This is a genomic window from Kitasatospora sp. NPDC056783 (genome assembly GCF_042789895.1).
In the GTDB taxonomy this organism is placed as follows: domain Bacteria; phylum Actinomycetota; class Actinomycetes; order Streptomycetales; family Streptomycetaceae; genus Kitasatospora.
On sequence record NZ_JBHUAF010000243.1, the window covers coordinates 1 to 12861 of the forward strand.

Sequence of the window (12861 nt, forward strand, 5' to 3'; positions counted from 1 at the left end):
GAGTGGAGAGGGACTGGCGGATGCGGCGGACGGCGGGGTGGTGGGGGCCGTCGCGGCGTTCGCGGTCGAGGAGGAGGGAGAGCAGCCAGTGCCAGGCGTTCCGGGAGTCGCCGGTGGCGACGAGGTGGAGGCCGATGCGCTCGCGGAGGTCGTAGCCGCGCTCGGGGTCGGTGTCGAGGCCGGATTCCAGGCGTGCGGTGTGGGCGGCGAGGAGGGCCCGGTACTCGGCGAGGGCCTCGGCGCCGTGGCCGAGCCGGTCGAGGCAGATGGCCGCGCGGTAGCGGTGGTCGAGGCCCTGGGGACCGTACGGGCCGCCATCGGCGGTGGAGACGGTGGCGGCGAGGCGCCGGTACTCGGGGAGGGCCTGCTGGGGGTGGCCCTCGTGGAGGAGGGTGCGGGCGTAGATGGTGCGGATGGTGCGCACCAGAGGTGCGGCGTCGCCGAGTTCGGCCTCGGCCCGGGGCAGCAGGCGGGCGGCGAGGCCGAGGACCTCGGAGTGGCGGCCGGCGTCGACCAGGTCGGAGAGCCGGGCGCACTCCGCGCCGAGGTCCGACGCCGCGGGAACGGCGGGCGGGGCGGTGGGCGGGGAGGCAGGAGGGGAGGCGGGCGGGGAGGCGGGCGGGGCGGGAGGCAGCAGGAAGGGCCCCGGCTCCGAGCGGACCACCGGGGGCGCCGCCACGGCGGCGGGCTGCGGCTGGTGCGGGTGGCGGAACGGGCGGGCGGGGTCGGGCAGCGGGGCGTAGGGGGGTTGCGGGGCGCCCGCGGCCGGCGGCAGCGACGGGAGCAGCCGCGCGTACACGCTCTGGGCGTCGGCCGGACGGTCGGCGGGCTGCTTGGCGAGCAGGTCGAGCACCAGCCGTTCCAGCGACCGCGGCACTTCGGGACGCAACTCCCGGAGCGGGACAGGCGGTTCGTCGACGTGCCGGCGCAGGACGCCGAGCGCGGTGGGGGCCCGGAACGGTTCCTCACCGGCGAGCATCTCGTGCAGCAGACAGCCGAGCGCGTAGAGGTCGCTGCGCGGGTCGGTGGTGGCGGCGAGGGCCTGTTCGGGGGCCATGTAGGAGGGACTGCCGACGGGAACGCCGGTGAGGGTGAGCCGGGTGGTCTCGGTGTCGAGGGCGGTCGCGATGCCGAGGTCCAGCAGGACGGTGCGGCCGTCCTCGCGGACCATGACGTTGCTCGGCTTGAGGTCGCGGTGGACCACCGGGATGGCGTGGACGGCGGCCAGCGCGGCGCACAGCTGCGCGGCCACGGCCACCGCGCGCTCGATCGGGAAGGGGGCGTCCTCGGCGATGAGGTCCGCCAGGCTGACCCCGGGGACGCGCTGCATGACGAGGTAGAGCTCGCCCCCGTCCTCTCCCGCGTCGAAGACGGTGACCAGTCCGGGGTGGTCGAGCGCGGCGGTGACCCGGCACTCGCGCAGGAAGCGGCGGCGCAACTCGTCGCCGTGGCTCAGGCGTTCGCCGCCATTGCCACCACCGCTGCCACCACTGCTGCCGCCGCGCCCGCCGCCGGGGAGCAGGTGCTCGGGGCGGAGCAGCTTGACCGCGACCGGGCGGTGCAGCCGCTCGTCCCGGGCGGCCCAGACCTGGCCCATGCCGCCGTGGCCGATCTTCTCGGTGAGCCGGTAGCGGTCGGCGATCAGCCGGGTGGCGGTCACGGCTGGTCCTCGCGGGCCTGGCGGCGCAGCAACTCGCCCAGCTCGCGCAGGTCGTGGGCGGTCTCGGGCGCCGGGGCCGCGGCGGGCCGGACGAAGGGCGCGGGCGCGGGCACGGGAACAGGGCCCGGACCAGGCACCCCGTACCCCGGGGCGGTCGCCGCGTACGGCGAGCCGTTCGGCACCGCGTACGGCGGGACGGCCTGCGGAACGCCCTCCGGCGCGGCCTGTGGAACGCCCTGCGGCGCGGGCCGCCCGGCCAGCCAGACCGCGCGGCTGTCCATCACCAGGAAGTGCGCCGTCGGCACGATCCACAGCACGGCCATCGTGATCGAGCCGGTGGTGTCGGCCGTCGGGTTCTGCAGGCTGCCCGCGACCCCGGCGGAGACGAACAGGGTCAGCAGCAGCGCGCAGAAGACCACCGCGCCGACGACGTCGTAGGCCCGCCGCCGCCGGAGCGCCAGCAGCAGCGAGGGGACCGCCCCGAGCAGCCCGAAGGTGAGCACCGGGGCCAGCGCGCACAGCACCCGCGCCGTCAGCCCGAACCGCCCGGGGATCGGCGCCGGACCGGCCACCACCCCGGCCACCGGTCCCGGCAGGTGCCCGGGCCCGTACGGCGTTCCGCCGGGCGGCGGTCCGAACTGCCCGGGGTACTGCCCTGACATGCGCGCTCCTGAGCTGGTGAGGACCGGCACCGAGGGCGGTGCGAACGGTTCCGCCCACCGTACCGTCCGGCCCGGCCGGGCCGGAGGGCTTCCGTCCGCCTGCGGCCTCATCGGTATCGCGCCGCTACCCGGCCGCTACCCAGCCGCTGCTGAGCCGTGCTCAGCTCGGTCCGCACCCGGTCCGCGCTCAGTCCACCGGCGGCACCAGCGTGCCCGAGGCCAGGGCGTCGGTGGCGGCCTGGGCGAGGCCGCGGCCGAGGGCGGCGGCCTGGCCGAGCGCGGTGTCGAAGGCGGCGAGCCGGGCGAAGGCGGCGCCGAGGTGCTGCTGGGCGGGCAGTGGGAGGCGCGGCAGTTCGACCCGGCGGATGTCGAGGCGGGCGGTGGTGGTGGCGTGGCTGGCGGCGCGGCGAGTGCCGGCGGTGGAACGGAAGTGGCCGGCCAGGAACTCGGAGTCGAGGGCGGCCGGATCGGGCCGCAGCAGATGGAGCTGGCGGCCGAGGGCGGCGCCGACCAGCGGGCCCTCGGCGGGGACGACCCGGGCGGTGCCGCCCCCGAGGGCGGGGACCAGGACATCGCCGGGGCGGGTGCGGACGTCACCGGCCGGGCCGGGGCCGGCGGCCAGGACGGCGCTGGGGGCGGTGGCGCCGGCCAGGTCCTGGTCGGTGACGACGGGGGTGCCGCCCGTCCCCGCGGCGGTCGGCCGGGTGGCGGCGCCGGTGCCGGAGGAGTAGACCTCCAGCGCGCCGCCGCGGACCAGCTCGCCGATGGTCACCACACCGGCCGGGCTCGCCCCGGACGCGGCGGCCGGACGCGGCAGCAGCGTGGCCGGGTCGGGGAGGCCGGCCAGCAGTTCGGCCAACCGGCCACCGAGGTGGGAGAGTTCGGCGGCGCCGCCGAGCGGGGCGGCGGGCGGGACGTGCCGGCCCGGGGAGAGGTCCGTCTCGTCGTCGAGCAGGTCGATGGCGGCCACCGCCCGGTGGACGCCGGGTCGGTCGGCCGGGACCGGCAGGCCTTCGCGCGCGGCGAGGTCGAAGCCGCGCCAGGCCTCCAGGACGGTGCGGCGCAGCTCGGGCCAGTCCACCTTGTCCCGGCCGCCCTCGCCCGCCGGCGCCCCGGTGGCCCCGGCCGGTCCGGAGAGCGCCGCCCCGGCGTCGAGCAGCAGTACCTGGCGGAAGTCGTTCCCGGGCCGGGGCGCCCGCAGCACCCACAGGTGCAGCGGGACTCCGTACGGCGGGGCGGCGCCGGCGGGCAGCGCGATGACGGCCCGCAGCGCGCCGGAGCGCAGCAGTTCGGCACGGATGCGGCGGCCGCCGCGCCGGGCGGCGACGGTCGGGGGGAGCAGCAGCGCGGCGAGGCCGCCGGGGCGGGTGTGCGCGAGGCAGTGCAGCACCCAGGCGAGTTCGGACTCGCCGCGCGGCGGGACGAGCCCGCCGGGCCAACGGCTGTCGAACTGCAACTCGTCGTGGCCCCAGTCGCGCTCGTTGTACGGGGGCTGGCAGAGCACGGCCTCGAAGGTGTCGCCGGGGAAGCCGTCGGCGCGCAGGGCGTCGCCGGCCCGCAGGTCGAGCGGGAGCGGGCCGGGCTCGTCGGCGGGGGTGTGCAGGGCGAGCCGGAGCCGGGCGAGGGCGGCGGTGACCGGGTCGGCGTCCTGACCGTAGCGGCCGGTGGTCGGCGGGTGGGCGAGCAGCGCGGAGCCGAGGCCGACGGCCGGGTCGAGCACGGTGGCGGGGACCCCGGCGACGGCGGCGAGCAGTTCGGCGGCCTCCGGCGGGGTGGGGCTGAGCTGGCGGGTGTTGGCCTCGGAGTACCGGGTGAGCAGTTGCTCGTACGCGCCGGCCGGGCCGGCCTGGGCGGCGAGTTCGGCGAGCAGCCGGGCGAGGTCCAGCTGGGTGCTGCCGAGCAGGCCCGGCAGGCCGAGGGTGCGGGCGCCGTCCGGCCCGAAGGCGTGGACGGCGGTGCCGGCTGCGGCGCGGGGCAGCGCGAGGGCGAGCCGGGTGTCCGGGCGGCCCGCGAGGTCCGCCCACTGCTCGGGCTCGCGGTGCAGCGACAGGAGCAGGGCGCCCGCCTCGACGAGCGGGGCGGCGGGGTGGCCGGCCGGGTCACGGAGGGTGTCGACGAGCTGCCAGACCCGTTCCAGCAGCGGGAGTTCGGCGATCTTGCCCTGGGCGCGCAGCCAGGACTCGACCTCGTCGAGCGCGAAGGCCGGGCTGGCGTCGGTGCCTCCGACCGGGCGCGGGAAGTCGGGGTGGCGTCGGCGCCAGTTGCTGACCGCGGCCCGGCCGACGCCGGCCAGCCGAGCGATCTCGGCGGCGGTCACTTCGGGACGGTCCGGCACGGGGGGCTCCTTCGATGGGCGGCGACCGCGCGGGCGGACGCTGTGACCGCACAGCATAGCGACGTGCCCCGTGACCCCAGTTCACATGTGAACAGAGTTCTTTTGTGAAATCACGTTGACAGTATTCACGCCCAGGTGGTGTGATCTCTCCGTCGCCACCGGACGGGGGCGACCCAGGGAAGACCACCGACCACCGGGAGAACACCCATGTCCGCGAGCACCCGCACCGCCGCCGTCCGCCGCACCGCCGCACTGCTGGTCGGCGCCGCGCTGGTCACCCTGAGCGCGACGGCGTGCGACTCCACCAGCGGCTCCTCCGTCTCGACCGAGGCGAAGCAGACCGCGGCCGTCACCGGTTCCGAGGCCGCCAAGCCCGCCGGAGGCAAGTCCGCCGACGGCAAGGCCGCCGACACCTCCAAGGCCCCCGCCAAGCTCGGCGACACCATCGCGCTCAAGGGCAACGACCCGGCCGACACCGCCGACGTGACGCTGGTGAAGGTGGTCGACAACGCCGAGGGCGAGAACGAGTTCACCCACCCGGCCGACGGCAAGCGCTTCGTCGCGGTCCAGTTCCGGATCAAGGCGAGCGGCAAGAAGGCCTACAGCGACGCCCCGGGCAACGGCGCCAAGCTGCTGGACGCCGAGGGCCAGGCCTTCGGCACCACGATCGCGGACACCAAGGCCGGCCCGAGCTTCCAGGTGCCCGCCAACATCGCCCCCGGCGAGAGCGCCCTCGGCTTCGTCACCTTCGAGGTCCCGAAGGACACCAAGCTCGACAAGGCCCAGTTCGGTCTCGACAGCGGCTTCGCCCCGCAGACCGGCCAGTGGAAGCTCGGCTGACGCCTCCGTTCACAGCCGCCACCCCGACCGCCCGGCGCCACGAACCCGGCGCCACGGGCCCCACGCCACGAACCCCGCGCCGCACAACGGAACGGCGGCCCCGGGCAGAGCCCGAGACCGCCGTGAACCCACCCCCGCGGAGCGCTACTTCTTCGCCCCCGCCAGGTCGTCGAACATCGCCGACAGGAACTCGCCGCACCAGCCCAGCAGTTCCCGCCCGACCAGCGGCTTCCCGCCGATCCGCCCGGTGCTCGGGCGCGGCACCAGCAGCTGCTGGGCCGCCGCCTTCACCTGGCTGCGCGGGTAGAGCCGGTTCAGCCGCAGCTGCTGGGACTCCCGCAGCTCCACCGGCCCGAAGCGGACGTTGGAGCCCTGGAGGGTGATGTCCGAGATCCCGCACCGCCGGGCGTACAGCCGCAGCGCCGCGACCATCAGCAGGTTCTCCACCGCCTCGGGCAGCTTGCCGTAGCGGTCCACCAGCTCGTCCCGGACCTGCGTGATGTCCTCCTCCGAGTTGACCGCCGCGATCGATCGGTACGCCTGCAGCCGCAGCCGCTCGCCGGGCGCGTAGTCGTGCGGCACGTGGGCGTCGACCGGCAGCTCGATCTTCACCTCCAGCGGCTCCTCCTCCGGCTCCCCGCCGTTCGCCAGCGACTCGCGGAACTCCGCCACCGCCTCGCCGACCATCCGCATGTAGAGGTCGAAGCCGACCCCGGCGATGTGCCCGGACTGCTCGCCGCCCAGCAGGTTGCCCGCGCCGCGGATCTCCAGGTCCTTCATCGCGACGTACATGCCGGCGCCCATCTCGGTGTGCTGGGCGATGGTGGCCAGCCGCTCGTGCGCGGTCTCGGTGAGCGGCTTCTCCGGCGGGTACAGCATGTAGGCGTAGCCGCGCTCGCGGCCGCGCCCGACCCGGCCGCGCAGCTGGTGCAGCTGGGAGAGGCCGAAGGTGTCGCCGCGCTCCACGATCAGGGTGTTGGCGTTGGAGATGTCGATGCCGGACTCCACGATCGTGGTCGACACCAGGACGTCGAACTCCTTCTCCCAGAAGTCGACGACGACCTTCTCCAGCTGGGTCTCCCCCATCTGCCCGTGCGCGGTGGCGATCCGCGCCTCGGGCACCAGGTCCTTCAGCCGGGCGGCCGCCTTGTCGATCGACTCCACCCGGTTGTGGATGTAGAACACCTGGCCCTCGCGCAGGAGTTCACGCCGGATCGCGGCCGAGATCTGCTTCTCGTCGTACGGCCCGACGAAGGTCAGCACCGGGTGCCGCTCCTCCGGCGGGGTGGTGATGGTGGACATCTCGCGGATGCCGGTGACCGCCATCTCCAGGGTGCGCGGGATCGGGGTCGCGGACATGGTGAGCACGTCCACGTTGGCCCGCAGCTTCTTCAGCTGCTCCTTGTGCTCGACGCCGAAGCGCTGCTCCTCGTCGACGATGACCAGCCCGAGGTCCTTGAACCTGGTCTCGGAGGAGAACAGCCGGTGGGTGCCGATGACGACGTCCACCGAGCCCTCGAACAGCCCCTCCAGGACGGCCTTGGCCTCGGTGTCGGTCTGGAAGCGGGACAGCGCCTTCACCGTCACCGGGAAGTTCGCGTACCGCTCGGCGAAGGTCGAGAAGTGCTGCTGCACCAGCAGCGTGGTCGGCACCAGCACCGCCACCTGCTTGCCGTCCTGCACCGCCTTGAACGCGGCCCGCACGGCGATCTCGGTCTTGCCGTAGCCGACGTCGCCGCAGATCAGCCGGTCCATCGGGACGGACTTCTCCATGTCCGACTTGACCTCGGCGATGGTGGTCAGCTGGTCCGGCGTCTCCGCGTACGGGAAGGCGTCCTCCAGCTCCCGCTGCCACGGGGTGTCCGGGCCGAAGGTGTGGCCGGGGGCGGCCATCCGCGCCGAGTACAGCTTGATCAGGTCGGCGGCGATCTCCTTGACCGCCTTCTTGGCCCGCTGCTTGGTCTTCGCCCAGTCCGCGCCGCCGAGCCGGTGCAGCGTCGGGGCCTCACCGCCGACGTACTTGGTGACCTGGTCGAGCTGGTCGGTCGGCACGAACAGCCGGTCGCCGGGGTGGCCGCGCTTGGCCGGGGCGTACTCCAGCACCAGGTACTCGCGGGTGGCGCCCTGGACGGTGCGCTGCACCATCTCGACGTACTTGCCGACGCCGTGCGCCTCGTGGACGACGTAGTCGCCGGCGACGAGCGCCAGCGGGTCGATCGCGTTGCGGCGGCGCGAGGGCATCCGGCGCATGTCCTTGGTGGAGGACTTCTGGCCGGACAGGTCGGTCTCGGTGATGACGGTGAGCTTGAGCGCCTCGTCGACGAAACCGTGCTCGATCGAACCGCAGGAGACGTAGACGACGTCCCGGGTGGGCGCCTCGGCGAGGTCGGCGACCAGCCGGGCCGGGATGCCCTCGTTGCCGAGCACCTCGGCGAGCCGGGAGGCCGGGCCGTGGCCCTCGGTCACCATGACGACCCGCCAGTCGGCGGCCAGCCGCTCCTTGGCGTCGGCGATCGCCCGGGCGGTGTCGCCCCGGTAGGCCTCGACGGCGTGCATGCCGAGGGTGAGCGTGTTGGCGTCGAACTCCAGCAGCCCGTCGACCGTCGACTCGCTGGTCGCGAACGGGCTGACGGACCACCAGGGCAGCCCGATCTCGGCGGCGTGCTCGCGCACCTCGGCGAGCGAGCGCAGCGAGGCCGCGGAGACGTCGATCGCCTCCACGTCGATCGGCCGGTCCCCGCCCGCCGCGGCCGCGACCCAGGAGGCGTGCAGGAACTCCTGGCTGGTCGCCACCAGGTCGGCCGCCCGGGTGCGGACCCGCTCCGGGTCGCAGACCACCGCGACCGAGCCGAGCGGCAGCACGTCCAGCAGCAGCTCCATGTCGTCGACCAGCACCGGGGCCAGCGACTCCATGCCCTCGACCGCGATGCCCTCGGCGATCTTGTCCAGGATCTCGGCCAGCCCGGGGTGCTCGGCGGCCAGCTCGGCGGCCCGGGCCCGCACCTCGTCGGTGAGCAGCAGCTCGCGGCAGGGCGGCGCCCACAGGCCGTGCTCGGCGATCTCCAGCGAGCGCTGGTCGGCGACCTTGAAGTAGCGGACCTCCTCGACCTCGTCGCCCCAGAACTCCACCCGCAGCGGGTGCTCCTCGGTCGGCGGGAAGACGTCCAGGATGCCGCCACGGACGGCGAACTCGCCGCGCTTCTCGACCAGTTCGACCCGCGCGTAGGCGGCGGCGGAGAGCCGGCGGGCCACCTCCTCCAGGTCGTACGACTCACCGCGCGCCACGGCCACCGGCTCCAGCTCGGCCAGCCCCTTGACCTGCGGCTGGAGCACCGAGCGGACCGGGGCGACGATCACCTGGACCGGCCCGGCCGCCAAGTCGTCCGCCCGCGGGTGCACGATCCGGCGCAGCACGGCGAGCCGGCGCCCGACGGTGTCCGAGCGGGGCGACAGCCGCTCGTGCGGCAGGGTCTCCCAGGCCGGGTACTCGGCCACGGCGTCGGCGGGCAGCAGCGAGCGCAGCGAGGCCGCGAGGTCCTCGGCCTCCCGGCCGGTCGCGGTGACGGCGAGCACCGGGCGGCCCCGCTCCCCGGCGGCCTGTCCGGCCAGCGCGCGGGCCAGCGCGGCGATGGCGAACGGCCTGGCGGCCGGCGGGCCGACCAGGTCCAGGTGGCGGCGTCCGCCGGCCTCGGCTCCGGTGGCGGTGGCCGCCTCGATGGCCTCGGCGAGCGCCGCGTCCCGCGCGACGACATCGAGCAGTCCGGTCAGGCTCATTGGGGTCTCTTCTTCGTCCCGTGGCTGGTGCTGCCCCCGGGCGGCGAAGGCCCGCCGGGGCAACGCGAACGGCCCGGCACGCCGAGCGGCCGGGGGTCTCCAGCCTACGCCGCGGCACGGACCCGCACCCGGTCCACGACTTCGACGGTGCCGAACCGGGGCCGGACCGCGGCCGAACCGGCGCCGGACTGCGGCCGGAGCGGGGCCGGAGCAGGGCCGGACCGGTACCCGAACGGGACGGAGCCGGAGCGGCCACACCGACGAACATGTCAGGAGCACGTCGGGAACGAACCACTGGACGGAACACCGGACCACCCGGTGGACGAACCGCCCCGCACACGTACCGACCCGGACACGGCTATCCGCCACGAACTGGACATACTCCTGTCACTGGCCGTCCATGGAGATCGCGCACCATGGTGAACGTGCCCGCCGCACCCAACCGTGGGGGATGGCTGTGGCGGCACTGTCGCACCCCCGATGGGGGTCGGAGGTGCGAGGCCGGGCGACCCTGGGTGGGGGCGCCCGCCCAAGCGCCGGGAACCGTGGCGCCCTTTCCTGGAGGGCGCCACGGGTCTCGGCCTCTTTCGTTCCCAGGCCTACCCCGCCGACCACCGCTCCATCCCGGGGAGTTTCCGGGCCCTCGACGCCCGGGCCCGCCCCGGTACGACGAAGGCCCCGGCCACCGACGGCGGAGCCGGGTGGCCGGGGCCTTCGCGACGCGCGGTCGCCCGGCCGGTCAGCGGCGGCGGTAGCTCACCGTGTGGGGGGTCGCGTAGCCGGCCCCGTCGTCCACGATGATGATCTTCGGGACGATCCTGGTCTCCTCCTCCGACGGCGCCCCGGCGTCCGTCCCGTCGACGGCCTTCCCCTCGGCCTTCCCCTCGGCCTTCCCGTCGACGGCCTCCCCGTCGAGCATCTCCCCCGCGGGCGGCGAGGCCGGCTTCGGCGGCACCGGGCCGGCCGCCACGGGCCCGCCGATGGCCTTGGCGGCGCTGCCGCCGACCACCGGCGTCCGCAGCACCGTCGTCGGGCCCTCCTGCGCGGGGGCCTTGGCCCCGGCGGGAGCCGCCGTACCGGACGCCCCGCTCCGGCCCTCGGCCTTCCGCAGGTCCGCCACCGGGATCTCCCCGGTGTCCGCCTCCGAGTCCACCCCCGCCGCGTCGGCGACGGCGTCCTCGACCGCGTCCGCCGGAGCGGGTGCCGCGGCGGCCTTGGCGACCCGGGAGGCCGTGGACCCCCCGGCCGCCTTCGAGCCCTGGGCCGCCGCGACGGCCGCGGCGGCCGCCCCGGGCTCGATCTGGCCGACCGCCGCCCCGGTGAGCGAGGCCAGCGTGGCCTTGATGTGGTCCAGGTGCTGCTGCACCGTGTCCAGCCGGGTGTCGAACTCGCGCTGCTCGCCCTCGGTCGCCGCGTTGATCTTCTCGGCCTCCCGGCGGGCCTGCTCGACCAGCTGGTCGGCCTTGGCCTGGGCGTCCGCCTCCAGCTGCTTGATCTGGTTCAGCGCGGTCTCCCGCTGCTGCTCGGCCTCCTTGACCCGGCGCTCGGCGGTCGCCGAGACCTCGGCGTCCTCGGCGTCGGCCTTGGCCTGGGCGGCGGCGAAGGTCTCGTCGGCCTTGCGGCGCCGGGCGGCCAGCTCGGCCTCGGCCTGCTCGCTGGCCTCGGCGGCGGCCACCCGCACCTTGGCGGCGTAGGAGGTGGCGGCGTCCCGCACCGAGCGGCTCTCCCGGTCGGTCTCCGCCCGGATGCCCTCGGCCTCGGCCCGGGTGCGCTCGCTCGTACGGCGGGCGGCCGCGTCGGCGTCGGTACGGGTCGTGGCGGCGTACTCCTTGGCGGCGCCGTCGGCCGCCTGCCCGGCGTCGTAGACCTCGTCGCGCAGGTCCTCGGAGAACCGCTCGGCCTTCTCCCGGACGGCGCGCGCCTCGTTCTCGGCCATCGCGGCCAGGCCGGCGGCCTGTTCGCTGAGCACCTGGTAGTCGGGTTCCGGCGCCTCCTCGGCGGCCCGGCGGATGTCGGCCAGCCGGGCCTCCATCTGCCGGATGCCGGCGCCCAGGACGCTCAGCCGTTCCCATGCCTCGTCACGCTGCGCGGTGAGCGCGGCGAGGGCTCGGTCGACCTGCTCGGGCGCGTAGCCCTTGCGGGCCTGGGTGAAGCCGTACTGGGGGACGGCGTCGCTCATGGGCTCTTCCCCTCGTTTCGCGGGCTGCGGAGCCCATGATCGGACGGAACGGACGGATCCGGAACCGGTTCGGAACCCGGGGCCGGAATCCGTCGCCGTGCGGACCGGAAAATGTCGAGGACCGGACGGATAGACCCATCCTCTTGACCTATTTTGCGCAGATCCGGGCGAAACCCCAATGAGGCACAGCTGCGGCGGCATGCCGGAGGGGTCGTCCCGGACCCCGGAACGACCCCTCCCCACCTGCGAGGATCGGAGACGGTCCGGCTACAGCAGACCGTCCCAGAACTGCTCCAGCAGCACGGCCCACCAGGTGTCCGCGTTCTGCAGGGCCGCCGGGTCGATCGCGGCGAGCTGGGCCTGGAAGTCGGTCGTCCAGCGACCGGCCTGCTCCGGCGTCAGCCCGTACCGCAGCCGCCACATCCGGCCCAGCAGGGCCAGCGAGCGGACGAACTCCGGTACACCGCTGTTGACGAACCGGGGCGGCTGCCCGGTTCCGTCGACATCCACGGCCACCACGTTCGCGGTGCCGTACTGGACGCACAGCTGGCGGCCGTAGTCGTTGCCCAGCACCAGGTAGCCGCCGAAGTCCGGGCCCGGGGCGAGGCCGCGCTCGGCGGCCAGCTCGGCGAGCGTCGGGATCGGGCGGCCCTCCTGCGCCTGCGCCCAGAAGAACGGCCCGAAGTCGCGCGGCAGCCCGGCCCACATCAGGGTCTGGGACACCGGCTCGGGCACGCCCTGGCGGGAGACGGCGCGCTGCTCGTAGCGGAACAGGTTCTGCCCGAAGGCCGTGCCGACCTCCTGGGCGAGCTGCTGCGGCGGGAGCGGCGGCAGCGGCTGGACGGTCCCGGGGGCGGGCAGCGGCACCCGGAGCGGGCGGACCCGCTGGGCGCCGGAGGCCAGCTGGTGCAGCTCGTCCAGGTGGTCGAGCAGCTCGGCCATCCCGGCCTGCCGCGAGACGTGGTCGCGTCCGTACGAGGCGGTGTGGGTGAGCCGGACGTTCGGCCAGGACGCGGCGATCATGCGGTTGCAGTAGCCGCCCGGCAGGTCGCACGACTCCAGCTCGGTGTAGAGCTCCAGCACCTGCTCCGGCGGCACGTTGAGCCGCCGCAGGTCCTGGAGGATCTTCCACTCCGGGTGCGGGGTGCCGGGCTCGCTGCGGTGCAGCAGCTTCTGCTCCGAGCCGTCCGGGCCCCGGTAGCTGAGCGCGGCGAAGTACCCCGGGCCGACCGCGGGCACGCCCGGGGGCACCGGCGCGGGCTGCGGCGGACCGGGCACCGCCGCCGGCGGGACGACCCCGGCGGCGCCGGCCGCGTTCGGGTAGCCGTAGCCGGCCGCGGGCGCGGCGGGGGCCGCCGGACCGCCGGGCGGCGGCGGGACGGCCGGGCCGCCGGACGGCGGGGTCCCCGGG

At 75.4% G+C, this 12861-nt stretch carries 7 protein-coding genes; 1 reads left to right on the forward strand and 6 read right to left on the reverse strand.

Annotated features, from left to right (window positions below; genetic code table 11):
* The 3 genes from ACFRMQ_RS27735 to ACFRMQ_RS27745 all read right to left on the reverse strand — a co-directional run.
* A partial coding sequence (locus ACFRMQ_RS27735; RefSeq protein WP_380733386.1) for a serine/threonine-protein kinase occupies nt 1-1660 on the reverse strand: 1660 nt, incomplete at its 3' end.
* On the reverse strand, nt 1657-2322 hold the full coding sequence (locus ACFRMQ_RS27740; protein WP_380733387.1) for a hypothetical protein: 666 nt from the start codon (nt 2320-2322) through the stop codon (nt 1657-1659). The genes ACFRMQ_RS27735 and ACFRMQ_RS27740, both read right to left, overlap by 4 nt.
* Before the next feature lie 187 nt (nt 2323-2509).
* On the reverse strand, nt 2510-4657 hold the full coding sequence (locus tag ACFRMQ_RS27745) for an N-6 DNA methylase (RefSeq protein ID WP_380733388.1): 2148 nt from the start codon (nt 4655-4657) through the stop codon (nt 2510-2512).
* Between the two features lie 207 nt (nt 4658-4864).
* Between ACFRMQ_RS27745 and ACFRMQ_RS27750 the strand changes: the two genes are divergently transcribed.
* Nucleotides 4865-5497 carry a DUF4352 domain-containing protein gene (locus ACFRMQ_RS27750; protein ID WP_380733389.1) on the forward strand — a complete coding sequence of 211 codons (633 nt, stop codon included), beginning with the start codon at nt 4865-4867 and terminating at the stop codon, nt 5495-5497.
* Between the two features lie 144 nt (nt 5498-5641).
* On the opposite strand, the gene mfd is transcribed toward ACFRMQ_RS27750, so the two are convergent.
* From mfd to ACFRMQ_RS27765, 3 genes are all read right to left on the reverse strand, one after another.
* The gene (gene mfd, locus ACFRMQ_RS27755) at nt 5642-9271 is read right to left on the reverse strand and encodes a transcription-repair coupling factor (RefSeq protein ID WP_380733390.1); all 3630 of its coding nucleotides are present in this window, start codon (nt 9269-9271) and stop codon (nt 5642-5644) included.
* Nucleotides 9272-10010: 739 nt separating this feature from the next.
* The gene (locus ACFRMQ_RS27760; RefSeq protein ID WP_380733391.1) at nt 10011-11450 is read right to left on the reverse strand and encodes a hypothetical protein; all 1440 of its coding nucleotides are present in this window, start codon (nt 11448-11450) and stop codon (nt 10011-10013) included.
* Nucleotides 11451-11717: 267 nt separating this feature from the next.
* Nucleotides 11718-12861, reverse strand: a 1144-nt coding sequence (locus tag ACFRMQ_RS27765; protein WP_380733392.1) for an SUKH-4 family immunity protein, incomplete at its 5' end; no start/stop codon positions are given.